The 26349-nt window shown below is 60.6% G+C and carries 17 protein-coding genes; 3 read left to right on the top strand and 14 right to left on the bottom strand.

Annotation, left to right across the window (positions count from 1 at the left end):
- Positions 1 to 188 precede the first annotated feature (188 nt).
- From AAFN84_RS01580 to AAFN84_RS01625, 10 genes are all read right to left on the bottom strand, one after another.
- On the bottom strand, positions 189 to 1907 hold the full coding sequence (locus tag AAFN84_RS01580; protein ID WP_347512628.1) for a hypothetical protein: 1719 nt from the start codon (positions 1905 to 1907) through the stop codon (positions 189 to 191).
- A gap of 272 nt (positions 1908 to 2179) precedes the next feature.
- On the bottom strand, positions 2180 to 2968 hold the full coding sequence (locus tag AAFN84_RS01585) for a hypothetical protein (protein WP_347512629.1): 789 nt from the start codon (positions 2966 to 2968) through the stop codon (positions 2180 to 2182).
- Between the two features lie 1132 nt (positions 2969 to 4100).
- Positions 4101 to 6179: a 3'-5' exonuclease gene (locus AAFN84_RS01590; protein WP_347512631.1), complete on the bottom strand. Its 2079-nt coding sequence runs from the start codon at positions 6177 to 6179 to the stop codon at positions 4101 to 4103.
- Positions 6179 to 6406, bottom strand: coding sequence for a hypothetical protein (locus AAFN84_RS01595; RefSeq protein ID WP_347512632.1), 228 nt, complete (start codon positions 6404 to 6406; stop codon positions 6179 to 6181). Before AAFN84_RS01595 ends, AAFN84_RS01590 begins: the two co-directional genes overlap by 1 nt.
- A gap of 44 nt (positions 6407 to 6450) precedes the next feature.
- A complete protein-coding gene (locus AAFN84_RS01600; RefSeq protein ID WP_347512634.1) occupies positions 6451 to 7629 on the bottom strand; it encodes a DUF4357 domain-containing protein in 1179 nt (392 codons plus the stop codon).
- Positions 7630 to 7748: 119 nt separating this feature from the next.
- Entirely contained in the window at positions 7749 to 8330 is a 582-nt protein-coding gene (locus AAFN84_RS01605) for a GIY-YIG nuclease family protein (RefSeq protein ID WP_347512635.1), read from the bottom strand.
- Between the two features lie 30 nt (positions 8331 to 8360).
- Entirely contained in the window at positions 8361 to 11327 is a 2967-nt protein-coding gene (locus tag AAFN84_RS01610) for a site-specific DNA-methyltransferase (RefSeq protein ID WP_347512637.1), read from the bottom strand.
- Between the two features lie 4 nt (positions 11328 to 11331).
- The gene (locus tag AAFN84_RS01615) at positions 11332 to 13020 is read right to left on the bottom strand and encodes a DUF262 domain-containing protein (RefSeq protein ID WP_347512638.1); all 1689 of its coding nucleotides are present in this window, start codon (positions 13018 to 13020) and stop codon (positions 11332 to 11334) included.
- Positions 13021 to 13030: 10 nt separating this feature from the next.
- A complete protein-coding gene (locus AAFN84_RS01620) occupies positions 13031 to 15997 on the bottom strand; it encodes a DEAD/DEAH box helicase family protein (protein ID WP_347512639.1) in 2967 nt (988 codons plus the stop codon).
- 486 nt (positions 15998 to 16483) lie between these two features.
- Positions 16484 to 17680 carry a hypothetical protein gene (locus tag AAFN84_RS01625; RefSeq protein WP_347512640.1) on the bottom strand — a complete coding sequence of 399 codons (1197 nt, stop codon included), beginning with the start codon at positions 17678 to 17680 and terminating at the stop codon, positions 16484 to 16486.
- A 351-nt stretch (positions 17681 to 18031) separates the two neighbouring features.
- Here AAFN84_RS01625 and AAFN84_RS01630 point away from each other — a divergent pair, with 351 nt between their 5' ends.
- The 3 genes from AAFN84_RS01630 to AAFN84_RS01640 are packed head-to-tail and all read left to right on the top strand — an operon-like array spanning position 18032 to position 22652.
- A complete protein-coding gene (locus AAFN84_RS01630; protein WP_347512641.1) occupies positions 18032 to 19129 on the top strand; it encodes a hypothetical protein in 1098 nt (365 codons plus the stop codon).
- The gene (locus tag AAFN84_RS01635) at positions 19126 to 21426 is read left to right on the top strand and encodes an ATP-binding protein (protein ID WP_347512643.1); all 2301 of its coding nucleotides are present in this window, start codon (positions 19126 to 19128) and stop codon (positions 21424 to 21426) included. Before AAFN84_RS01630 ends, AAFN84_RS01635 begins: the two co-directional genes overlap by 4 nt.
- A complete protein-coding gene (locus AAFN84_RS01640; protein ID WP_347512645.1) occupies positions 21423 to 22652 on the top strand; it encodes a hypothetical protein in 1230 nt (409 codons plus the stop codon). Before AAFN84_RS01635 ends, AAFN84_RS01640 begins: the two co-directional genes overlap by 4 nt.
- Positions 22653 to 22799: 147 nt before the next feature.
- Here the strand turns inward: AAFN84_RS01640 and AAFN84_RS01645 are convergent, their stop codons facing one another.
- From AAFN84_RS01645 to AAFN84_RS01660, 4 genes are all read right to left on the bottom strand, one after another.
- Positions 22800 to 23582 (bottom strand): metallophosphoesterase, encoded by a 783-nt coding sequence (locus AAFN84_RS01645; RefSeq protein WP_347512646.1) that lies wholly within the window; start codon positions 23580 to 23582, stop codon positions 22800 to 22802.
- Positions 23579 to 24301 (bottom strand): hypothetical protein, encoded by a 723-nt coding sequence (locus AAFN84_RS01650; RefSeq protein ID WP_347512647.1) that lies wholly within the window; start codon positions 24299 to 24301, stop codon positions 23579 to 23581. The genes AAFN84_RS01645 and AAFN84_RS01650 overlap by 4 nt, the downstream gene beginning before the upstream one ends.
- A 121-nt stretch (positions 24302 to 24422) precedes the next feature.
- A complete protein-coding gene (locus AAFN84_RS01655) occupies positions 24423 to 25967 on the bottom strand; it encodes an AAA family ATPase (protein ID WP_347512649.1) in 1545 nt (514 codons plus the stop codon).
- A gap of 7 nt (positions 25968 to 25974) precedes the next feature.
- Entirely contained in the window at positions 25975 to 26325 is a 351-nt protein-coding gene (locus AAFN84_RS01660) for a DUF6634 family protein (protein WP_347512651.1), read from the bottom strand.
- Positions 26326 to 26349 lie beyond the last annotated feature (24 nt).

Genomic DNA, 26349 nt, shown 5'->3' on the forward strand with positions numbered 1-26349 from the left:
CACGCTGGGATGCTCCCGCCGGAAGGTAGGAGCCGGGCATAATCCAAGTGTGAGCGCTGAGAGGGGTTCCAGGAAATATCTCGAGGTGGGCCAAATCTGACCACGGTCTGGAACCAAGCACTTCATAGTTCCCGAGCTGTGACCAGATTCCTTCAGCCCAATTAAAGCCACGCCTACCGCTGTTTCCTTCAGTACGCGGGGTAGGTGTCATGAACGTCAATCTCGCCACGAAGAAAGCGGGTGAGCCATTCATTAATGGCAGTACTGACCCGCTCTGGAGGGAAGTACTCCAACGTCTGATCGAGTGATGCAGCCTCCATTTCAAATGAAGACCCCATCCAGGCCGTCAGGGGTATCGAGCGCTGAATCATAAAGAGTTCCGCGCGTGCTCTGGTCAGCGGATCAAAGCTGTCCTCGAAAACGACTCCGTTGTTGCATCCCGTACACCGCTGCACCGCGCACAGCGCGCCCGAGGAATGACCAGGTGCGATTTCCGGAGGTGGATTAGTTGGATCGAGGCAGCCCATGCCAAGCCGCGAGCGCTTGCGATGATCCAGCAGCCTGGCTTCCATCTTCTCATCAATGTGTCCTCGGTCCACCAATAGGCGAAGTCGCGTGGCGTCGAGAACGCGCCCGCCCTCGATCTCACCAAACACGGCCTTCTGAAGGGCGCGAACTGCCTTTTCACTCTGAGCGCGGTAGCGGCGTCGGCGCAGGTAATGAACCAATGTTCTGTAGTCGGAGTGTTGGGCCGCAAGCTGTGCGATTAGGGCGTTATTGCCGCTAGTTATGTATGCATGGCCTATCCATGCGTCGCGAGCGTCGCTTGTCGTCAGCTGGGTGAGTATTGGATGGTGATCTCCAAGAGAGTGTCTCTCGCAGACCGAGCGGGCGATATCATTCAAATGAAATGAATCTTCCCCATCGAAAGCACCAACTGCGCCGATCTTGTTCACGACATGGTAAAGCCATGGACTCTTCACCAACGCCGCCAAGCGCTCGACTTCAGCTGCACTTTGGTCGCTGCCGTCGCGTAGATGTGTCGCGCGCGCAGCCTCAAGATCTTTGGCGACAGTTCGCCGTAGAGATGCTGTGCGCTCGATCATGTATTCCAAAATGCGGTAGGGATGCCACTCGGGCTTCCTGAGGCACGGAATAAAAACGTGTCGTTCGGATCGATGTTTGAAGGCGTGAACTACGCAGAAATCGGTTCTATGCGGATGATCTTCAACCCACGCTTCGCGCGTACTGATGTCTATCGAGACGACAGTTGCGAGATTCCAGCCTGTGCCTATGAGAAATAGCCAAAGGAAGACGGCCGTATCGTGATAGCTTGGGTGAAACCACCTTAGTTTCCCAACAATTCCTTGTTGACCGCGCGCAGTCATTTTCGGGGCCAAGTAAGCGGGTCCATCATGCTTTTGAGTGCGAGTATCGTTCGCCTTGTTTAGTCCCTGGGCCTTGAGAAGATAGAATCCAGATTTTGAGGGGATATGATCCTGTGTTAGATGTCGTACGAGCCAGGCATGGTTCTCGGGAAGGTTCCATTCAGCGCTACCAGGCGTGCCAACGACGCCGCGCGGGTCGCGGCCAAGGAGTGCCATGCGCTCGCCCTCACGGAACATGCCCTTGATCGACATCGCTTCCTTCTTCAATGCGGAATACAGCTTCTTGAACGCTTGAAGATCGACATCTTCATTGTGTCTTGGGCCGCGACGAGCGGGCGTCGGCCAGAACAACGGCGTATAACCAGCGATCATCCTTGCTAGGTCAACGAGGCTCTTGATTTGCTTGTAAGTGCCCTGACTCCATCCCTGCTCACCGACCCAGAGCGCGAGCGCCCGCCCCATGGCATCCTTCAGTTCCCCAAATGATTTCACGGCACAGTCTGGATCGATGGTATCCAAGAACCGCATTAGGCCTCGGCAGGAAGCGCGCATCGTTGACTGGAGTGCCGAACTGGGCGTGGTGGTCCGGAATGTGTCCGCGAGTTCCAGGGCAATCGGCCTCCGTCCCTGGAAATCTCCGGCCCAAGATCTTTTTGACTGCGATCTTAGGTTATCCTCCCGGCCGCCCAGATAGAACTCAGTTAGGTCTACCTCATACCGAATATCGTCTGGCGGATGGACCCAAAATCTCAGATCAGCCAAATCGAAGAGGTCGTCGAGCTGCGAAGAGATCATCCGTGGTTACCTTCCATTTCAGCGGCGAGGAAATCGTGCCATCCGGTGGCGGCTGAGGCCGCTCCCGATGCGGTCACGAGCCAACGCAGATAGAGCTCCGTGGTGCTGTCGTCCGCGTGCCCCAACTGCTTCCTCAGCGTTTTCAGGTGCCATGCCCCGCGCGAGTTGATCCAATCTGCACCCATGTCCGACAACGCTCGGCCGACCATCTTTGCGTCGCGTTCTGTTGCGTAGAGAATGAAGAAGCAGGCGTAGGTGTGCCGGCCGTGGTGGGTGGTCCAGTGCTCGGGACGCGGCTCTACCGTATGAAAGCAGTCGTACAGGCGGGCTTCCGAGACCGGCATGCCTTCGTGATCTCTCGCGGTCGAAAGAAACAGCCTGTCGGAAGGCGTCTTCTGTGTCCGGGCGTGATAAAGGTAGCGGAGGCGCATACGCGGGCCATCGATCCAACGGCGTATCTCTAAGAGAAAGGGGATCGATGCCTGGATTGTACGGGGCCTGGCCCCTTTCGTCTTGGTTAGGTTCACGGGTGCCGTCAGCTGCCCAGCCCCGGCGAAGGCGTCCAAAGCTTGCAGAGACGGGATCTGGTCTTCCGTGATCGCGACCGTCTCTGCCAGCCGGGTCCCGCACTCCAATACGAACCGGCAGGCGAGGTATTTGCTGTATCCCTTTTTCAGCCGGACTTGCTTCAACCACTCCGCAACAGGCTTGGGTTGCGGAAGAAATGTGATGGCGGTGATATCGCGGCTGTACGATGCTTTGCGTCGCCCAATGCGCAACAGCATGACATCATCAGGTAGCCTTGGGTGTAGAGCACCTCGCCTGCGGACCTTGTACCTTACGTCCAGTGCGGGCCGCAGTCCCACCTTCCCAGCCCAGGTGAGGAAGCGCGTTACCTCATCAGCGCGTTGGTTGGCTGTGTCGGCTTGCAGCGGTCTGCTGCTTGGAGACCATCTTCCCAACGCCATATCATTCTGGAACCGCAGAACACCATTGTAGTTCAGCGTTTTCCAGTCGATCTGAAGGTCGACACACCAGTCAGAAAATATCGAGAGCTGTCGTCCGATGTTTTCGAGTGTCTTTTCGGAAGGATATTCAACTGCGTGAAGGTCATCAGGATCGCCAAATACCTCCTATAGGGCACGCGCACGGAGATATCGGTTTAATTCGCGACAGTACCGTCCTGTCTTATCAAAGAGAATTGGTACGGTGGAAACATCATTAAAGCGTAGTGACTGGAGGCGGTTCTCATCTGGGTAGAACAATTTTGCCATTCGCCATTCCAAAATATAGGGAGTGACGCGCCTGCGAACTTCTGATCACGACGCATTATGGATGTTTCGATTTGCAGTTCGACATTCGTATGTAGTTTAGAGTAGTTTGAATTAAACATCAGTCATGCAAATAATGTTCTAAACGATGATCGATAAGAAGGAAATATGTGAATGATTTCGCCGTTTTGCTATTGACTTCGCTGTCCGCAACTATCGGTATACGGTGGCTTTTCTCTGCGAATCTGTTCTGGATTGGCGTGCGAAATCTTGCCCCGGCAGCGAATCCTTGGACGGATACTAACCGCATGATTCGTATGGTATATTTGGTGCGGATCATTCTCCGGCGTATCAAGGCTGGGCAGGTGGCCAAGGAATCGTCCGAGAGCGGAGTTCTTCAGGCGTTGTGGAGCTCGTGGCGGGGAAAGCTGGCGCTACAGACCCGGATGGCGGCCCAACTGCCACAGTTGGCGTTCCAGTGCACAACTACTGGTGGAAGCGCTGTCCACAGGTAGAGGCACTTTTCCACAATGGGGTCGGTTTGTGGTATTTGCCGACGGGTTTGGTGGGCATCGAGAAGTAGGCTATCGACATGTCGATAGACGGTGACTTCTGGTTCGCGGGCTGCTCCTGGCAGCCCAACTTATCAAAGCGGCTCTATGAACTCCGAGCCAGGACTGATTCCGGACACCAGCAGCCTGTCTCGTGCCCGCGTCGCGGCAACGTAGAGGAGCTGTCGCTCGGTCGCGATGACCTCGTCCAGCTCGAAGGCGTCGGCAACATCGGCGACACGCGCTGCAAGCGGGAGGACGTTCTCGTCACAGGCGACGACGGCAACGGCGCGGAACTCGAGGCCCTTCGCGAGGTGCATTATGCCGACCAGGGCCTTTTCCTCATCCTGTCGGCTCGTGGTCGCTGTCCGGAACGGCAGCCCTGCCGCCTCGGCGATACTGCGCGCACGCGGTAGCTGCTCAGCCGACCGCACGAAGATGGCGATCTCGCGCGGCGCGATGTGCACGTCCAACGCGCGCCGGATGAAGGCAGCGGCGGCGTCCCGCTCGGCAGCCTCGTCCTCGGCGATCATGACCTCCGGCTCGATGCCCTCGAACACCGATACTGTTCCGCGACGGTCCTCCTCGAGCCCGTCGACGTCGCGGACGGTCCGGGGAAGGAGGCTATCGGCCATCTGCCGGATCTGCTGCGACGTTCGGTAGTTCACCTTCAGCGTGACCGAGCGACCGCGGACATCGATGCCGAGACCGAGCCAGGAGAATGGCTGCTGGAAGATGCGCTGGCCGATGTCTCCCGCGAAGAACAGCGCGTCGGGCATGTCCGGCGCAATTGCGGCGAGGAAGCGGAGCTCGGAGACGCCGAGATCCTGCGCCTCGTCGACTACGATATGCGAGAACGGTTTTTCATCCCGCGCGGCGTAGGTCGCGGTGAGGTGCTGGAAGAGGGCCGCTGGCGTGAAGAGGGCGCGCTGCCGCAATGCCTCCCGAATCCGGGCGAAGACCTGCCACAGCGTCTCGCGCTGCTTCGCGCCAAGACGGTTCTTTCGGCCCATGCGCGGCACGTCCGCGTAGGCGTCGGCGCTGCCGATGTGCCAGGCGTCGATAATGTTCTCCCACTCCGAGAGCAGGAAGCGCGGCGAGAAGCCGGTGACACGCGACTCCGACGCGGCCTGTTCCACCAGCTTGCGGATGCCGTCGCGGTCGGCCAAATGCGCCTTTCTGCCCGTGGTAAGCGCATAGAGCTCCTCGCCGATGCGCCGGAACGATGCGACGGTGACACGGTCCATCAGTTCGCGTCGGCCGCCCGCCAGGATCGCCAGCTTTCGCTGGAGAGCATCGGCAAGCGGGTCGGAAAAGGTGGTTAGAAGGACGCGGGCGTCGGGATCGCTGTGCAGGATACGCATGACGCGGTGTAGCGCCACCACGGTCTTGCCCGTTCCCGCCGAGCCGGCCACACGCACCGGGCCGGAATAGTCGCGGTCCACCACCTGCCGCTGGAGCGGGTGGAGGAACACGGCCCATTTCTCGAAGGGGGCGTCGAGGGCTGCCTGAAGCTCCTCAATTCCGTCGAGGATTCGGAACCGGCGCATCGTGTCCGGATGGACCAGCGGATCGGCTGTCGCAGGAGCCGGGACAGGAAGGATGCCCGTCGCGGCGTATTCAAGCAGTGCCTCGGCCGCTTCCTGGGGCAGGTGGGCGGCGAGTGCGAAGAAGGTCTCCTCGGTCGCCTTGCCGACGTCGGCGAGCCAGTCTTCCGGTACGCCGACGGACAGGAGCTGTGCCGCATCCAGGCTGGCGAAGATCGGCGGGAGCGTGGCGGGCGCCGGCGCGTCGAAGGCTAGCTCGATCTGCAAAGGCGCGGCAGGTCGCGCGATCTCCTCGACCCTCTCGCGTACCTCGACGATCTGGATCGCGCCTGTCGTCGGATGCGCCTCGATGCGGCGGCGCTCCGCCCAAGCGTAGGCGGCATCGTGGTGGTCGACATAGGCGAGCATCAGGCTGCCGCCCGTCTTGTGAACGATGATGCGGATGTCCCGGCTGACCCGCACCGACCAAAAGTTCGGATCCTTGGACTTGTCGATGCGGTGGAACTGCAGCCCCGGACGATCCGGCTCCGTCATCAGCGTAAAGGCCGCCAGCTGAGCCTGCTTCTGCTCGTCATTGGCGAGCTTGGGGAGGGAGGCAGTGAAGCTGTCGGCGAGGATGGTGGGCATCAGGTCTTCCTGATCTCGACATACCGAGCCAAGTTCATGCCCTTCCGGATCTCGGTGGCGTAGGTGACGGGTATCTCGGCGCGCGCGGCAAGGTCCTTCAAAGGCAAGCCGTCGAGTTCCGCCGCGAATTTGATCCCGAACAGATGTACGGACAGCGCCTGTTCGCGAGCGGCAATGCCTTGGTGATACATACGGGCCAGCTCTCGCGCCGCTTCATCGATTGTCATTCTCAGCTCCCCCTAGTCGGTCACCCAATTGAAGCCTCTTGCGCTCATTGCGGAAATCCGTTGGCGGCCCTGTGCTTCGCGAGAAAGGCTTGCATTCGAGCAGTCGGTTTCCGCGATAATCGCATGCCTTCTTCCAGAAGGCCGCTGTGCGACGCCATTGCGCGAGTAGCCAGAAGCACGCCATCCGGATCAAATGAGATAAGCCCACCATCGAAAAGTGCGTCGAGCGTTGCGATGAGCGGCAATCCGTTTTCGGGATCGAGACGCTCCTCATTGGTTGCGGTTCGCCACGGCAACAGATGAGAGGCTCGAATGACGGCGCCGAGCGAACATCCCGTGACAGCACACCGTCCATCCCAAAGGGCCAAGACACTTGCGCGAAATCTGCCCTGACCGACTCGGGCGAGTACCAGCTGTTCTCGCTGGGTTGCCGAAATGGATGTATCCGCCCCGACAACTGCGAGGTCAGAAGCGATCGATTGCACTTCGGGGCTAAGTGAATCGACCAGGGAACGCTTCGGTTGGACTGCAACTATGAAGCCCTGTCTGTTGCAGATGAAGTCAGCAACGTTCTGGCCATCCGGACCGACGAATTTCAGGCAGCCACCATCCATCGAGCGTTGCGCACCGTTGCTGACAAGGAACCTGTAGGGGACTGGGACTTCCCCTATCTCCTTGAAGATGCGAACCAGATGATCCTTGAAATAATCGGTCCGCGAACCATCCCCTGCACCATCGCTCCCGAGCGACTCCGGCTTGAACAGGCCGTGCGAAGACTTCGAGAAGGGACCCGACGCTGCCGAGCCGTCGGGCTTCACATAATCCGGGATATCCACTCGCAGCGGCGCGAACGGAGGATCACCCTCCAGAAAATCCTTTAGCGACATTCCGGTTGTGGGTTCGACCCAGTTCTGGGGACCGCTGACATTGCCGTCCCGGATCACACCTGCGGCGCGGCTCGGGCTCGTGAACACGTGATCCTCGGCGAAGCGAAGCAGGTTGTCTTCTTCCGTCTCAACCAAGACCCCTTGCCGAATGAGGCGGTCGCGTTCGTCTCGATCTCGCTTATCGCCTGCTGAGCTTTCACGCACAGCAGTAGAGTCTGCCAGAACGACGAAACTGCCGTCTGGCAATAGGCGTCCTGATGCTTGAGCATTTTTTGATCGGTACCGGAACGCAAGTCTCGATACGGCCGGGTCTACCCGCCCAGTCGCGCTACTCACGCCCTATATCCCCTCGAAACCAACGGCCAAAGTCAATATCAATCTCATTTCGATCCTCTTCGTCTCTGCCGCAGAGCGGCTGTAGCGTAGCGATCGAGTTTCGACCGTGGTAGCGTGTATTAGGCCTTTGCAGACCTGTTGCGGCCGGGCTTAACCAGCATCCACGGATAGACAATTTGCTGAGGCATCTGTCCATGGAAGCGGTAACCCTTGTTGAGTATATGCCAAGCACTCCCTCCGTTGCTGCCCATGCCAGGGAGGGTGTACATCTTCCTATCATTTACAAGGTATGGCCAGAGCGTCCAAATAAGGATGTGTTCGATCTCTTCGGACGCCTCCTTTATCCGTTCAATCTTATTCCTGCCCTGTATGAAATCAAAAAACGAAAAGCTGATGCTTGCTTTTCCTTGACGATTTACGATGTCATGAGCTGTCGGGTGATTGAGGAATCGCTTTGAGGGGTCTTTGGTCAGGCCGACGTAGACAATGCGCTTTTTGTGCCGATAGCGTCCATCATCGTGCATGATGATGTAGACGCAAGGATCCTTGCGATCGGTAGGGGTCTTCTTCCCCTTTTCCCAGTCGATAGGCTGTGACCAATCCAATTGAACGGCTTTGAAAAGTGGGTTCCCAGCTGCGTTCTCTAGCTCGCCTACTTCCGCGCCGAAATCAGCGGCATTCAACCCCTTGGGTTTCGTCACGTCCTTACCTCCGTCCAGGTTCAGGCTGTCTCACACCCCAAAAACCTTCAACACCTCGTCCCCGAAGTGGTTAATCACCTTCACCGCGATCCTTCCCGTCGATGGCCGCGGGAACGGGCGTGACGTGTCCGAATAGAGCGTCCCCCACGCGTCCTCGTCGATCTCGGCCTTCAGCGCGGTCTTCAGGGACTTGTACGGGTCGTTCGCGCCGAGGAAGTAGGCGTGGCGGACGAAGAAGCTTTCCTCGTTGTAGTCGGTGTCGATGAACCAGGCGGCGATGCCCTTGGTGTCGGTGGCTCGGATGTCGCCCGTGGAGGGATCGAACACGTCGACCCCGTTGACCTTCACCTGGATCTCGCCGGCCGGCGTCTCGATCAGGTCGATGTCCGGCTCGCCGAAGACGACGAAGAGGTTGCCCTTGCCCGTGTTCTTCAGGTCCTCGGCCATGTGCAGGTCGGGGTTGATGCGGGCTTTCAGGATCGGCAGCGGTCCGAGCCTGTTGAGGTCGCTCGCCTGGGCCTCGAAGTTGAAGGCGCAGGCGATCAGCGCGTCGAAGCGGGCGTCGGAGGCCTCGCGCGCCGCGGCGGTGATGTTGGAGCGGGTGAGGGTACCGAATTCCGGGCCGATCAGGAATCCCGCGCGCTTCTCGCGCCCGTCCCCGTCGGTGTAGCGGCCTTCGGCGGCAAGCCAGTTGCCCGGCCAGGGCTCGACTGAATGGAAGTGGATCGTGTCGCGCCGCTCCTGGCTGTGGACGCCGGCGGAGCGCAGATGGTCGAGCACCATGCGGCCGAAATCCTGGTCTGGCACGTTCTTCGGCGCTGGCTGCATGGTGCCTTCGGCGGCTGCCAACTCGTTTGCCAGCGTGTCGTCGCGAGAGGTGACGACGCGGTGCGGCGACAGGCTCTCGACCGTGAACGGACCGGCGACGCGCACCTTGGTCTTGTCCTCGTAGGGACGGTCGTAGAGCATCTCGACGTCGGCGGCGCGGGCGATGGAATCGTCGATCTCCTTCTGCCGCGCGATCCGACCTTCCCACCAGTCCTTGTGCAGCGCGCGCACCCGGGCGCTGACGAGCCCGGCTTTCCCGGCACCGTTCTTCGTCTCCAGCCACTGGTCGAGGTCGCGCGGGATCTCCCATTCCTCGAAGCCGGCCTGAAGCCTTTCGTTCAGCTCGGCGCGCAGCGGCTCCAGCACCGCCTGCCACTTCTCCCAGATGACATCGATTTCGGCATTGTTGGCGATGGATTTCAGCGTGATGTGCGGCGCGCGCTCGTAGACGAATCCCTGGCGGAGGTCGCCGGCTGTCGGCGCCTGCGGCTGGAGCTTTCCGGAGACCTTCTGCTCCTGCGCGCGGCCGTCCGGGCTGTCGGCAAGCAGGTAGTAGGGGTAGCGTGCGGCCATGAGACGTGTGCGGGCGAGCGCCAGTGCAACGCGCGAGGTATCGGTGGTAATCCAGCGCCGTCCCCACTGCTCGGCGACGGCCGCCGTCGTGCCGGAACCGCATGTGGGGTCAAGCACAAGATCGCCCGGGTCTGTGGCCATGAGAATGCAGCGCTGAACGATCGACGTGCTGGTTTGCACCACGTACACAATGCCGGCAGCTCCTGCGACGTCAGTCCACACGTTAGAGACAGGGTAGGCTGCAAAGTCGTCAATGAACCTTACGTAGGCGACGGTTTCTTTTCTTTTTTCGATACGGGCAGCTTTGGCGAGCGTCGCGAGGCCATTTAGTGAAGTCTTCCAGTTGGAGCTCTCTCCGGAATGGAAGCGCCGACCTTCAAAATACCATCCAGCAGTTGTGTTCGTACGAACGCCGCTGGAAATGAGGCTAGTCAATTGATACGGGCGAGCTGCGCTAGGAAGCGGAGCCCCCGCTTTCTCAGTCTTGTTCATTGGTCTTGATGAGAGATCGGGCAATCGAAGCTTGTCGTAGCGCGCCCCACTTCCTTCGCCCACGCCTACCTCTTTTCGGAAGTATAGCTGACGGTACTTCGCCGAGCCGCGATTTTTCGCATACCACAATATGTAGTCAGAGACGTTCGGTAGAAAGGACGTCTCTTGGCCGCCAGTCTTACGGAGACAAATCTCGGATAATACATTCTTTTCCCCAAAGACCTCGTCCATCACCGCTCTGACGCGGTGCACGTTCTCGTCGCCGATCTGGACGAAGATCGAGCCGCTCTCGGTGAGTAGTTCGCGGGCGACCATCAGGCGGTCCCGGAGATAGGTGAGGTAGGAGTGGATGCCGTCCTTCCAGGTGTCGCGGAACGCCTTCACCTGTTCCGGCTCGCGTGAGACGTCCTCCTTCTTGCCGTCCTTGACGTCGCGGGAGAGGGTGGACACCTGCCAGTTCGAGTTGAACTTGATGCCGTAGGGCGGGTCGAAATAGATGCACTGCACCTTGCCGCGCATCGCCTCGCGCTCGGCGAGGCTCGCCATCACCTGCAGGCTGTCGCCGAGGATGAAGCGGTTCGTCCAGTGCTGGGCATGGCTGTAGAACTCGGCCCGCGCCTCCGGATCGGTGATGCCATTGAAATCGGCAAAGAGGTTCGGCTGCTCGGCGCCGCCCTCGCGGGCGCGTTCCGACATGCGCCTGAGGTCGTCGATCAGGTGCTTCGGGTGGATGGCCTCCTGGCGGTAGATCGGCGGCGCGTTTACCACGAGGTCGGACCAGTCCTGCGAATCCTTGCCGCGCCAGACGAGCTGCGCGTCGCCGAGCTCAAGCTCGCCCGTCTCGGCCAGCTGGCGCATCTGCTCCTTGGTGATGCGGATCTTCGCGCCGTTCCAGACGATCTGCGGGTCGAGATCGCCATCGCGCGCCCGCGTCTCGCCATGGGCCAGCGGGCGAGGGCGCGGCATCGTCATCTCGCGCTCGACATCGCCCGTCAGCTCCGCCTGCTGCTCGAACAGCGACGCCATCTCGGCCGTTGGGACGTTGATACGCGTGTCGTCATGCGACAACGACGCGATGGCCTTCTGGATAGGGGTCTTGGCCATTGGCTTACTCGGCACTGAATGCGTGTTCGGATGAGGCTTCGGAGGCCAGCGGTTCAGGAATCTTCAGGTCCCCGCGCAGAGCTGCAAGAAGCTCGTTTCCGGCCTTGGCCAGCCGTTCCGCCCTTGTCTGAACCCATTTCGGGAACTCAGCAACGCTGGTGGACGAAAGGGTTGGCTCGATGAATTGTTGCGAAAGTTGCGAGTCGCCGATGTTGTACTTGCCCACGTAGTCCATCGGGTTGTTCTTTGAGATTCGGATGTTGGCCTTGGGCCCTATCAGGGCGATGTTTGCTAGCGCGTTGACCAGAGATTCCGGATGGCTGTCGCCGATGAATGCCTTAGGGAAGACGTGATGGAACTGTGGGGTAAGGCCGGCAACGAGATCGCCTGAGTCGAAGCCGATTTTCATGTGTGGCTTGTCCCAGTCAATCGCTCCGGCGTTGTAGATCAGCACGTAGAGAAGAAGGCGGCCGAAGCGGGCGTCGGAATAGTCGCGGAGGAAATCATCCGCCGTCAGCGCCGGAAGATAGCGAATCCTTGCGAGCAGCCGCTCAAGTGCGTCCTTGATGTCAGACGCGTCCGCGATTTCCTTGAGATCCTCCTCCATCGAGCTGGTTGAAGACGTCGAGTAACGTCCGAAACGAGACGCCTGGAGCAGCCAATAGAATACCTGGTCGAAGGTCGCCTCTGGAAAGCGGTCTAGTAAGGCTGTCAGGGGGACCAACGCATTGTCCGAGGGAAGCAGGGCATTTCCGGAAATGCCGCGGTCGCGCAGGTGCTTTACCGTAAGCGACCACGCCTTCTTCGTCCGCTCCCAAGTCGGAAGGATGTAAGTTTCATTCCAAAAGTCCGAGTCGATATCGCGGTACCGCACACGCTTCTTGCCGATGCCAGTTAGCGTGCGGAAGACAAGGTTCGGCGTCACGTCGAACCCGGACTCACCCAGGCTCTCGATGTATGGGAGATAGTGCTGCCTGACCCAACCGGGGGTTCTGGCAGCTACGACGCCGAGATAGATGTCAGCTTCGGTGACGCGAGTGCCGCGGCTGTTCAGTCGAGCGAAGATTTCGACGACGTCCTCGAGATCGTTGTCCACCGTGATCAGGACGACATCCTTGTCGCGTATCTTTCTCAGGCGATCCAGTCGGGTATAGACCTCTGTAACGTCCAGCCCGTCACAAAGCCCGTCGAGCTTCACCTGCCTGGCGAGGTCGAGGAGCGCCTTCTGATCCTTCTCGACATCCGTGTCGAGGTTCAGCAAGTCGCGGACGGGGATATATCGTTTCGTCGCGACCTTCCGGGTAGCAGCATTCGCGACCACGAAAAAGGGTGGCTTCGTAGTGTGGATGTCGAACCTGATGTCGTATTTGCGCAGCAGGTCATCCCAAGGTTTTCCGGTCTGCCACCAATATGGCTTCCTACCGCTTAAAATGCACAACGCCGTCGTTCGCTGCTGGCCGTCGACCACCCAGCTTGTCGGACTCTGGGAGTCCGTTGCGCCCTTGGTCTCAGCCCCGGCACTGCTATCCCATATGAGCAGCGTGCCGACCGGATAGTTCAGCCACAAGGATTCCGCCAGATCGCGAACCTGGGTTGTTTTCCAGACAAAGCCCCGCTGAAACTCGGGGATGCTCCATTCATGGCCGACAGAGCGCTTAACAATGTCTTTGACCTTTACCGATTCGTATCCCACGATTTGCCCCTCAATTCGCCTGCAACAGTGCGCCTTCTGCCGTCTTTGAAGTATGTGCTCTCAGTGCTTCGACGAGCTTCCTCCACTCTTCCTCGATCGCGAAGGCGTCCCGGAATTCCGCGAAACCCCAGCGGCCGAAGGTGCCGCGGTTGTTGACCCCCGGTACCCAGAGCGCCTCCATCGTCTCCGCCTTGATCTGGGCGTCGACCCCTCGGAATCCTTTCACCTCGACGATCAGGTGAAGCGGATCGTCTGCGCCGCGCCCATCGTCGACACGTACGATGAAATCCGGCAGGTAGCGGCGCGTGGTCGAGCCGAGGCGGTAGGGCACCTCGAAGCCCAGTGCCTGGTTCTTGACATAGGCGAGCGTGCTGGGATGGGATTCGACGACCCGAGCAAATTCGGCCTCCCAGTCGGAGTCGCAGACGACGTGATTGATGTGCGACTTGTCCGGCGCGGTCTTCCAGAGGTTGGACTTGGTTGTGTTGAAGGCGACGAAACTGGTCGTGCCGGCGGGGTTGTAGGGGTCGAGCATGGCTTTCACCACGCGGGCACCCTCAGCTCCCGCTTCGCGCACGATCGCACTGTAGATCAGGTTCGCCGCCTTCTCCGCCAGTTCGGCATAGGTGAGCATGCCGACCCTCGTGCCGCCGACGCATTTGACGTGCTCGCGCAGCCAGCGGCGCGTCACGGGCTGGATCTGGCTGAACAAATGGTAGGGCGGGTCCTGGTCGCCATCGCGAAAGTAGAGCTCGATCAGGCGCTTGGTCAGATGCATGCTTACCGTGTTGGGCGCCATCTCGTCGAGCGCTGCGGGCGACATGTCAATTCCTTCGCCGACGAGACCTTCGAGCCGGACGTTGGTCGGCCCGACCATTTCGGGCGTCAGCGTCAGTGTCGAATCCTGCGTGAAGCTCGCCGAGATGCGGTCCGGCGGCAGCTCTGTGCGGTATCCCGCAACCCGCGGGAAGCGAATCGCCAGCCGCTCGCGCTCCTTCATGGCCTGGACGCGGGTGGTCTTCTTCGGCGGGGTGCGAACGACCTTCTGCGGCTCTGTCGCGAAGTCGAAGGGAATCCCCATGATGTCGGCATATTCGGTGTTGAACAGGCCGCGATCGTTGAGCTCATAGGATTGGCGACGTAGGCCGCGCCCAATGACCTGTTCGCAGAGCAGCTGCGTGCCGAAGGCGCGGACGCCCAGGATGTGGGTGACGGTGTTGGCGTCCCAGCCTTCCGTCAACATCGAGACCGAGACGACGCAGCGAATCTGCTCGCCGAGGCGGCCCTTCTGGCCGACCGTGTTCATGACCTCGCGCAGCAGGTCGGAGTCGGAGATATTGCCGGCGGCCGCGCCTTCGCGCTCCTGCTTCTCCCGCCGGAACAGGTCGATCTCTGCTTCGGCGAGCTTGCGGAATTTGGGGTCGAGCGCCTCGCCGGATTCGAGCTGTTCGGAATCGATCAGCAGCGTGTTCATGCGGGGCAGGGGATTGCCGTACTCGTCGAAATTGCTGAACAGCTTGAGGTGGCCGCGATGGAAGTAGTCGGCCTCCTCCTCACGCTCTCGCCTCCAGCCGGAGATCCATTCGAAGACGAGCTTGGAGCTCGACGTGTTGTTGCAAACCACGATGAAGACAGGCGGCACGTCGATCGGCACCTTCCGCCATTCCTCGAATTCGGCTTCGTAGTGGCTGTAGAGCGAATGCAGCGCCGTCTGCAGCTCGTTGGGGAGTTCCAGGGGATCAAGGTCGCCTGTCTTTCCGGCGCCCTTCTTCGGCATTTTCTTGCCGATGTGGTCCCAGAGATTGCGGTAGATCGGTGAAGGTGCGTTGACCGCATTGTCGGCGACGGGAACGCGGGGCAGCTTGACGATGCCACATTCGATCGCGTCGACGAGGCTGAAGTCGGACACGACCCAGGGAAACAGCGTGCCTTCGTCGTAGCCCGAGCCGCGCAGGAAAAACGGCGTGGCCGACAGGTCGTAGACGCCACGTAAGCCGACCTTGCGCTTGAGCGCCTCGATGCCCGAGATCCAGAGGCGCGCCGCCTCGTTGTTCTTCTTGGCTTCCTCCTTGTCCTCGCCCTTGGCCTCGGCTTCCTCGTCGGTCCCCGGGCGCTCGCGGTAGCAGTGATGCGCCTCGTCGTTGATGACGACGATGTTCTTGAGCGGAAGGAGTTCGCCGCAGGCGCGCTGCAGCATCTCGCCTTCGGTTTCCTGCTTTTCGATAGGCGCACCGGTCCGACCCTGCATCAGGCGCTCGCCCACGGGGTTGAGGTCGTGCGCCTTCCGGCGCTGGAAGGCGTGATAGTTCGTGATGACAATCTTGGCCTTGCCGAGATCGACCATCATGTCCGGCGGGACGAGTTCACGGGTGACGTAGTAATTGTCGGGGTCCGACGGAAGGAGTACGCGAAGTCGATCGCGAATGGTGATGCCGGGCGCGACAAGTAGAAACCCGCGGGAGAACAGGCTCGAATTCGGCTGGCGGGCGGCGTTGATGGACTGCCAGGCGATCAGCATCGCCATGACGGTGGTTTTGCCAGCGCCGGTCGCGAGTTTCAGGGCCAGCCGGAACAGCTCCGGATTGGAATCCCTGTTTGCCGCTTCGAGAGACCTAAAGATGTGCGCATACTGCTTTCGCCCGCGCGCGACTTCGCTCAACCAGATGATGGTCTCGGCAGCTTCCACCTGGCAGAAGAAGGGGCGCTGGTTCGAGAATTCATGATGGCGCCAGTGCTGGAGCAGACGCTGTGTTGTCGGCGTCACGCCCCAGTCCAAAGGGTTGGGAAGCGCGCGCCAGGATTCGAGATGGCGTCGCAGTTCGTTGACGAGTGCATTCGGCGAATATTTCCCTGCTTCGCGACCGGCCTCATCCAGATCGAGCGCCCGTTGCGCCGCAGCAGATTTGGAGCGCTTACCGCGAGGTACCGGGACCAGGTACTTCGATGTCCGTCGACCGTCGATCGGCGGCGAGTCCAAGGGCTGCCCCTCGTCATCAAGCGCGTGGTGACGGGTCGGCGGCAGATATGGCGAATTTAGAATAGGTTCCGAATAGAACGGCTTCGTCATCATCCCCCCAAGGCACGAATCCTTCGGAGAATGGACGCCTATTCCTCCTGGATCAACCGAAGAGAGCCTCGTTGGTGGAAGCGTGACCTGTTATGCAGTGAATTGGTAAGATCATTATGTACTGCGGGAAGATCACGAAGGCGGGCGAGCATAGCAATTTTGTGGTCGGGTGCGGACCGGCAGCCTTCAAGACCTAGAGGGGGAACAGTTGCCGCTACGACGCGGTCCAGTCAGGCAGATTGATGACCTATTGCGGCTGACAGGTGTGAATCTAGCGGCTGCTGCGATTGCGGACTTATCCGCGTTGGGGCGGCCGCCTAGGACGGTCGAATGGGTTTTCGACGGACCCTAGCTACATTCGCGTACCAGGGCCAGCTATAGTTCAGCGCGGCGATCTCAGGTGGACACATCCGGCTTACGGCAAATCAGCACGGTTTCGGTCCGCATCCGCTTTGACAGGGCATCGCCTGAAACCGGCAAATATCGATTTGCTGCAGGAAGGTCGCGCTCGCGGCTCTGCTCGACCATCAGTCCGGCCGCTAACACGGCCTTTGCGACACCTGCGGCATTGTCGATAAATCTGCCCTTGATACAGCTATTCCCGACGACGAACGTCGCGCGGCCGCCTGACTTGAGTACCCGTGCGGTTTCACTCGTCATCGCGAGCAGATCGACCGCATAGCGGGTTACGATCCCTTCGAGGCGGCCGGTCAGTAGTTCCGTGCCGCGCATCGATGCCATCACTGACACAACGTCTTGCGAAACAGTCGCCCCGGACGCGCGTTCGGCGCCGATGGACGTCGAACGGACCGTCCTCAGCTCGGGTATGGAGTGGCCCAGCCATACCAGCGACATGCGGTGTCCGCGCATGTAGTCGATGGCATTCAGGTAAGGAGGGGACGTCACCACGGCGTCCACCGTTCCGTCCGCAATCCGGAGCGACCTGGCGTCGCCGTGATGGATATTCGCGGAGCCGGTCGGCGGGTGCTCGAGCAACCGCTTGCGGAGCTGGGCGACAGACCGCACAAAGTTCGGGATGACCTGGTACTCGGATTCAGTCGCGACCCTGTGCGGACGGCTGTGCGATGTGTCGCGCGCGAGGGAAGCGCCTTGTTCCTTGGTGATGATGATCCGACTGAAAGCGACAAGCAGTACCGTGAGGGCGGCGTCACCAGTCAGTTCTTGCACGGTCGCCTTGCGACGGTCCAGCACCAAAGCAAGTCTCGCGAGGTCGCCACGCTGGTTCTTGTGGAACCAGTAGTCCACGAACTTTAGGGTATCCGAATCCTGCTGCCAGGGCAGGGTCGGCACCGTACTTCCCAGTCCTTCGACCTGCTCAAGTACAATTTTCAGTTCCGTATCGATCGCCGCGTCGGACACCGACGTTGTCCATGCCCGGCTCATCAAGACGGCCAGGGGGTCCATGTCGAAGCCCAAGGCTTCATGACCCAACTCTGTCGCGTGCCGGGCCACGGTCCCCGAACCGACCATCGGGTCGAGCACCACACTGCCCGTGGGAAGATCCTCCATTGAGACCAGTGCCAGGTCGGGCGCCATCCTGGCCGGGAAGGGATGTATGGATCTGACCTTCATTCGGGGCTCCGGTGCTCATGGCGCAGGTCTGCGGGCTGGTTGCGACCGCGGCGCGCGGATAGCAGCGACACGATGATGCACGCCGGCCGACCCGGCGTAACGGACTGATAACCGAAGACTAACTACATTCCACTGAATTCACCCGATCGGTCCGAAATGCTTACCATAGAACTCACCCGCCAGGAGCAGATCGCCCCTTGGAAGTACAATCGCCTGAGGATGGCCCCCTACTCGAATGACTGGACCGAATCTACCGAAGTCGAGTCAAGGATACACCGTATCCACTCCTATCCTGCAAGATTTCCGGCTTTCATCGTCCAAAGGGCGTTGGAACACGCCCGGAGACAGGGAGTGGAAGTCAACAGGATCGCGGACATCTTCTGTGGCAGCGGGACGGTCCTATTTGAGGCATCGCGGCGGAACATCGGTTTCTGGGGTTGCGATATCAATCCGGTTGCCACGCTGATCGCCAAGGTAAAGAGCTACCGGCTGGACGCCGACGCGTTCGGGGTTACCACTGCGAGGATCGTTGACCGGTTCGCCAGCGCGTCGCTTGTCCCACAGATCTCGGACAAAGCCTCGGACCGTTTGCGGCCCTGGTTCGAAGACACGCAGTTCAACGACCTGGTGCGCTTGCGCAATGCCGTCCTGGACGTGGTCGGCGATCATCGGGAGTTCGCCGCAGCTTTCGACTGTGCGTTCTCCGCCATCCTCAAACCGGTATCGCGTTGGCGCAGCAGGTCGAGAAAGCCGTCGCTCGATTCGTTGAGGTCGGCCCCGGCGGTCATCGATACATTCGTACGCCAGTGCAGGATGATGCAGGAGGCGTGGGCGGAGGTTGGATTATCTCCAGCCGCCCCGGCTGAAATCGTGCGCGGCAGCGTCATCGACGTGCCGCGGCCCGCCGAACCCGTCGACCTGATCGTGACCAGCCCGCCATACGCCACGTCCTATGAGTATGCGGATCTCCACCAGCTTTCGGCGCTCTGGTTGGGGTTCGTGGACGACCATCGCGACCTGCGGCCTAGCTTCATCGGGACCAGCAGCCGTCGCTCGAGCATCGGTACGGCACTCCGTAACCTCAATTCGATCGGAGAGCAGGTCGTATTTAGCCTGTTCGACAGGGACCGGCCGGCGGCAGAAGCCACCGCGACATATTTCCTCGACATGCAGAAGGTGGCGCAGCGCTGCCACGAATTCTTGAGGCCCGGCGGGATTTCTGTATTTGTCGTAGGAAACACCCAGCTCAGCGGGGTGAGAATAGACAACGCGAACCACTTGGTGGAAAGTCTAGTCGATTCGGGCTTCGTCGACGTAAGCGTCGTAAAGCGGCAACTGTCCAACAAGCCGAACACGCCATATAGACTTCCGAATGGCCGGCTTTCCTCCATTCGGACCGACATACAGATTTACGCGGAGGAATATATCGTCATGGCCCAACGCGGATGACGTCCACCCCCCTCAAGTTCAAGCCTTACGCTAGGCTACTGACCATGCTCGGGGACCAGCTTATCCGGAACGAGCAGGTCGCATTGGCCGAGCTGATCAAGAACGCCTATGACGCGGACGCTAGCTGGGTGAAGGTTTCTTTCCTCGGGTTCGATGCTTCCTATCGACCCAAGACCGGTGCCAAGATCGTCGTCGAGGACGACGGCCACGGGATGACCAAGGAGATCATCGAGAACCATTGGGTCAACCCAGCAACGCCGATGAAGCTGATGGGGAAGCAGGCCAAGAGGACGACCGTCGGCGGTCGCATCATCCAGGGCGAGAAGGGCATCGGCCGTTTCGCACTGCTGAAGCTCGGCCGCGACATGACCATGATTACCCGTCCGGTCGGCTCTTCGGACGAGAATGTCCTCGAACTGAAGCTCGACCAATACGACGAGAACTTCATCAAGGACGACCAGGCGATGTTCTTGGAAGAGCTGGAGCTCCAATTCTCGGTGAACGCCCCGGCCACCGCGATCTTGGCCGACGACATCGATCTCGGGGGCAAGACCCGAAAGCGCCGTCCGCACGGAACGCGGATCGAGATATCGCCACCCAATGGAAACTGGTCCCGAGGCAAGGTCGAAAAGGTCTACGAGGATCTGGCCCGACTGCAGTCGATCTTTACCGCGCCAGTGGATCAGCCGGACCTCTTCCCGGACCAGTCGTCAACGTCAACCGCACAGGCGGATGCGCCGGACGAGGCGGAAACCGATCCCGAATTTGCGGTGTACTTCTACCGTGACGGGGAGTTCGAACCGTTGCTTGCCGAGAAGCGCGACCAACTGAACACGCTCCTCGAAGACAAAACGGTCTTCAAGATCGAGGGCGGCTATGACGATGTCGAGCGTTGTTTCACTTTCGCGATAGACGGTCGCGAGCGGACACTACCCATAACCGATGCGGAAATATCGGGGCTCGCGGTATTCCGGGACTACCTCAAGCAGCTTGCCGTCCCGGTCGCCGACGTTGAGCGTTTCCAGCCGGAGTGCGGGCCGTTTCAGTTCTCCTTCTATGTCTTCGACTTCAGCAACGAGGCCACCGGTAAGCGTCTGCTGGACAAGGACGACAAGGAACTCATCAAAAAGCACAGGATCTACCTTTATCGCGACGGGATCCGCGTCTACCCGTACGGCGATCCCGACGACGACTGGCTGCTGATCGACGTCAGGCGCGGTACGGTCCGCGCCAGTGAGTTCCTAAGCAACGACCAGGTCGTCGGCTATGTAGCCATTTCCCAGAAAGATAATCCCAACCTCCGGGACAAGACCAGCCGCGAGGGCTTGGTCGACACGGGAAGGGCCGTTCAGGATTTCCGGGCCCTGCTGCAAGTTTTCCTGGCATGGGTGCGGAAGGCTCCTTACCAAGCCTACAAGATCGGCCAGAAGCAGACCAAGGACGTCGAGGTCTTTAAGTCCGGTAGGGTGCCGACTTTGATGGACGATGTCGTTTCTGCCTCGGCGGCGGCGGATGTCCCGCCGACGGTCCGCGAGAAGATCGCGGAGGTGAGCCGGCAATACAAGGTCGAGCGGCGTTACCTAGTCCAGAGGGCCGAGAACACCGAGCACCTTGCCGGCGTAGGCCTGTCTGTCGAAGCCGCGTCGCACGACCTCATGCTGGCCATGCAGCGGTCGATGTCCGCGGTCGATAAGCTGGCGAGCTACTGCGATGGCGATGCCGAGATCGACAAGGAAGCCTTGCGGGCCGAACTCATGTCGATCAGGGGCTTGCTGAGCTTCGTCCAGTCGCAGATGAGCGACATGCAGACGCTGTTCAGGTCGACGAAACAACGGCGTAAGGACGTGCGTGTCCTCGACCTGGTCGAAAAGGTCGCCAAGATATTCAAGAGCTTGCTGGAGCGAAATTCCATCTCGGTGAGGATCGAAACCATGGGTGCGCCGCTGGTGGCGAAGACGACCGATGCCGTCCTGCTCCAGTTGCTGCTCAACCTGTTCGACAATGCCGCGTATTGGCTGCAGGGCGCGCCCGAACCCCGCGAGATCGAAATTCTCTTAGACGGAGACGCCAACCAGATGGTGTTCGCCGACAACGGGCCGGGGTTCAGGGAAGACGACCTGCCATATATTTTTGAGCCGTTTTTTTCCGGCAAGGGCGAAGAGGGCCGGGGCCTCGGCCTCTACATCGCTCGCCAACTTCTCGACCGCCACGAATACTCGATCGAGGTGGCGTCCAAGGAACAAGCCTTACTCAAGGGAGCCAATCTGGTGATTTCGTTCGTCAAGGAGCAGCCATGACCGTCCCCCACCTCTTCAAGGGAGTGGCCGTGGTGATCGACAACGGTATCGGCACCGGTGAGGCTATCGACACGATTCTGGCGAGCATCCGCGCTAGCGGTGGCCACGCGATTGAACTCGGGAAGCTTCCCCCCCCGGAGTACGACCTGGAGCATTTCGCCCGCGTTTCGTTTTTCATCATGGACTGGAACCTCGCCAACGACGAGAACGGGATACCTCTGGAAGCGAAAGTCAGGCTTCCCGAGATGCTCGACAAGCAGATGGTCGCCGACAATATCGATTTCTTGAAGCGTTTGAGGAGGAGCCGACATGCGCCTGTGGTCATCTTCTCGAACGAGGACCCCGATACAGTCATCGACGAGCTGTCTGCCGACGGCGAACTGCACAAGAGCGTGCAGGAGTCCCACATCCTCGTCAAACGGAAGGTGGACGTAGCGGATAAGGTCTACGAGATCCTCGAGGACTGGGGCAATGCGACGCCATCGGTGCTGACGCTCAAGACGTGGGAACGGAACTACATCAGGGCGGCAAACGACCTGTTCATCGACCTGCATAACCGGACGCCCTACTGGCCTGTCCTGCTCTGGCAGACTTTCGGTGCCGACGACATCCCCCCGGAAGTGGAAATGAACAAGCTGCTGAACCGACTCGTCGAGTCTCGCATGGACTTGCTCGCCCTGGAGCTGAAGCCATTCCTGGAAACGGTGGATCAAGAGCGGGCCAAGAACCACACGGACTATATCGAATCCATGAATGGTGTTCTGGAAGGAGAGAGGTTCCTGCGTGCAAGCAAGCTCAGGGATGGCATATACGCCCCCGGCGATATCTTCGAGCGCGTCGTGAACGAGGACAAGCGGACATACTGGATGAACATCCGGGCCGAATGTGATTGTCTGCGCGGCAGCGACAGCATGGAGTTGTACTTGCTGCGGGTGAAGCTGGTGGAAAATCCGGAAATCAGCCCTCAATTTGGTCTGATATCGAACGAAAAGGACACGGAAGCCGTCGTCTTCGCGATGATGGACGGCAAGACCTACACCGTGAAGTTCAAGGACATGGACATCAGGGAGCTCCGGAAGATGAAGGACATGACTCGCGTCGGGCGCCTGCTTCCGCCTTTCGTCACGCGTGTCCAGCAGCGCTACGCATCCTACCTCCAACGTCCGGGCATGCCGAGAATTCCGGAGGTGTTCTACCCAGCCGCCGAAGAAGCAGTTAAAGCCTGACGGCACGAGGGGGCAGGTGTGCTCCTTTGCAACAATCCGAGTAGGCGTGTCCGCTCTTTGGAGCTTGATAAATACGTTGTAGCGACCGGAGTGGGGGAGGGCGCATTCCTGCCGTCCCCAAACTCGGCGCCATGGCTCGCTGATGACTCATTGGAGCCCCAGCGCACCCGTGGAAACCTCCACCACCATCTGCCGATCGAAGCTGCCGTTCTCGTCGTCATATCCACGAGGATTGCAAACGATGCGAGTATTGCCGACGCAGTAGTCGGAGCTGTCATGGGTGTGGCCGTGAACCCATAGTGCGGGTCGTCCTTGCTCGATGGTCTGCGACAGGTCGGACGCATAGGCGGCGTTGAGGAGGTCTCCGGCGACACGCTTCGGGATCGATTGGGGATGCGGCAGGTGATGGGTGAGCACGATGGTCGGAATCCTTGTCGCCAGCAAGGATTCCTCGATGAACTGCCGAGAGACGTGGTGCATCCGCGCCGCCGCTTCGGGCACGAAGCGCTGCCAGGGATTTCGCTGAAGGGCGATCTGGCGATAGTCGTTCATGCGTTCGCGCGCATGCGACATCGCAAGGCGATGGTGACCCTCGATCCGGTAGTCCGTCCATAGCGTGGCGCCGACGAAGCTGACGCCGTCGATCGTGAGGGCCTCGTTCTCCAGGAAGTGGATGTTCGGGAATCCTGCCGCGGTAGCGTGGCCGTCTTCCAGCCCCTCCCGGATCGAGCCTTTGTAGAACTCGTGGTTGCCGGCGACGTAGACGCAGGGCATGGCATGCGCGACATGCTTGGCCAGCCAGTGAACGCCGTTGGCGGGTGCCCGGCAAAGGTCACCGGCGACGACGCAGATGTCGGCGTCTGGAATCACGAGTGGTTCCGGCAGGTCGGCATATTCGAGATGGAGGTCGGAGAGGATCCAGATCTTCATTCCCGGATCAGCTTTCTGGTCCGGTCGAGCACCTGCTCGAGCTCGGATCCTTCCAGCGTGCCATGGACGAGCAAGGCTTCGACGAGGTGGCCGATCGCGGCGCGCTGCTTGGCCACCATCTTGCGGGCCGCTACGTATGCGGCATCGAGGCGCGCGTTGACGTGATGGGCGAGTTCGGGATCGATGGCGAGAAGGAACTGCGGATCGGAAGAGCCCCGATGCAGCAACGGCCATTTCTGGCCAAAACCCATCGCGGTCTCCATGTCGAAGGCGATCCTGGTCGCGACGGCATGATCGCTGGCTTGCCGGTCGTCTCCGCCGCTCGCTCCGACCGAGCCGATGATCACCGCCTCTCCGGCACGCCCGGCCAGGGTTGCGGCCAGGACTGCCGTGAAGAACTCCTCGGTCTGCTCATGCAACTCGTCGGTCCTCCACGCGATGTAGCCGCCCTCGGGCGCGTCAATGGTGATCCTGGTGATGGTGCCCAGACCGAGGTAGAGCCGGATGACGGCATGGCTTGCTTCGTGAACTGCGAGCCGGAACAGCAGGTGCTCCGTCCGCCTGGGGCCGTGCGAGGCGGCGTCTCGCTTCTTTTCCTCGGGAACGTCCACTTCGCTGCGAGCCTTCTCGATAGGCTCGGTCCTGGTCATCTTGCTGTAGAGGTATTCCCGGACGACGTTCCGGGCCGGACGGTCCGGTGCAGGTGATATCGCAGGCATGAGAGTCCCTTCCTCCGATGGTGGGTTGAGCTGATCGAGTGGATGGTGGCCAAGGGGTCGGGTCCCGGATTGCCGAAGGCTTGGGTCCAAGGATTCGCTAAGGTGGATGGTGCCCGAGCGATCACTGCGGTGGCCGCTCCCATTCGCGGACTTCGACCAGCTGCTCGATGATGCGTTCCAGTCTGCGGATCGAACCGCCACCCCAGGTGGCGGCGACTGCTTCCAGTTCGAATCCTTCGAGCGGCGTCGCCCAACGGGGGTCGTGCCCGAGCTCGACATAGAGCCGCTCCATGATGCGCAGGGCCAGGATCGGCAGATGCTCCACGCCCGGCGCGGGGAATCTCAGGATGCGGCACCGATCCCGCAGCACCGTGGGAACGGGACCTATGTCGTTCGCCGTCATCAGCCAGGACAGATGCGACAGGTCGCAGTTCGCCTGGATGTAGGGATCATGCCAGCGGCTCGAGGTCTCCGCCTCGAACAGGCCAACGAGCACATCGTGCGGATTGCCATTGTGCCGGCTGGTGCCGACCTTCTCGATCTCGTCGAGGATGATGACGGGTCCGGCGCATTCGTGCCGGCGCACCGACAGGATTGGCAAGCTGGGTTCTCCGGAACTCCACCGACGCGGCGTGCCGCCAAGATAGCTGTCACTCATGCCCCCGCAGGGAATGAGTTCGTAAGGTGTGCCCAGTTCCTCGGCGAGCCTGCGGGCAAAGCGCGACTTGCCGCAGCCGGGCGTCCCCAGAAGGATGGTCGGCCGGATGCGCAGATGCTGCCGACCCTGAAGCCCCCTGAGTACCTGTTCAACGATCGAGCCGGCATGCGGGAATTCCTCGAGCAGTCTGGTGCGGACAGCGGCGAGGTCGGGCGTGGCCGGCACGGGCAGCGCACGCCCGACAATCGACTCGAATTCCCTGCCGACCTGCTTGCCCTGCGAGATCGATACATTGCCGACCTCGCGCACGACGATCACCGTTCCAGGCGCCGGTTCCTCGGCAGGTGCGGATCGCTCCTTGCCCGCAACCTCGACAGGCGCGTCGCCCTGGGGATCGTCCGCCGTCACTTCCACCACCGGCTTCGGCGGGCGGATGGCCTTCCTGAAGTGGTAGATATAGGAGCGAAGGTCGTACTCACTCCCCAGACTGTTGGCGGGACTGCGATCGACGCCGGACCTGCGCCACTCCGCGAGGTCCCGCGAAAACGCGGCCCAGCTCAACGCACACCACAACATTCTCTTCTCGCCCGAATCCTTCAGATCCTTCAGCGCCACCAACGCCATCTCTGCCGCGACGGCGGCAGCCGCCTCCGGATCGCCGAAGCCTGCCCGGTAGACGAGGCACCTGATGCGGGTTGATTCCGCCGAGAAGCCGGGAACGTCAGGGACCTCGTCGAGCGCGGCCTGAAGGGCGGCCACGCTGTCGCAGCTGCGCTCGACCGTCAGTTCCTCGAAGTGCGAGACGAGCAGCGCAAGATCCGTACGCTGGCGCTTGCGAAGGCGGCGCGCCAGCCGTTCGCCGAACTCCCTCACGTCCTCGGCGAGATCCTCGCGGAAGAACGACATGCCGCGCAGGAGTTCCTCCTCGGTCGGCAGCCTCTGCCCGGCCTTGGTAATTCGTTCCCGCCGCATGAACAGCCGCTGTTCGTGAGTGAGCTCGTCCGTCACCGCGGCCTCACGAATGATCTGCCGGATGCCCGGCCGGGCGACCCAGCCGATACCAGCGTGACAGGGTGCGGGCCCAGCTCCTGTCGTCCGACAGCAGCCAGAGATCGGAGGTGGCGATCATTCGTTGCTCACCTGGAAGCTTCGGATGCCCCGAAGACAATCCGGCAAGACAGGGGATCGCACGCTGGGCAATGATCCATCGGTCGAGGACGGGTGCCGGACCGTCGCCCAGGCTCTCCGGAGGGACACCTTCCTTGATCGCCTCCATGTCGGCCACCAGCGCCGACAGACGCGCCAGCTCGGCTTCGAACAGGTCGCCATGTTGTTGCTTGCGCAGGTTGAACGTCACCATCGTCATGCCTTCCGCCTGTCCCGCCGAGCC

The organism is Mesorhizobium sp. CAU 1741 (assembly GCF_039839275.1).
In the GTDB taxonomy this organism is placed as follows: domain Bacteria; phylum Pseudomonadota; class Alphaproteobacteria; order Rhizobiales; family Rhizobiaceae; genus Aerobium.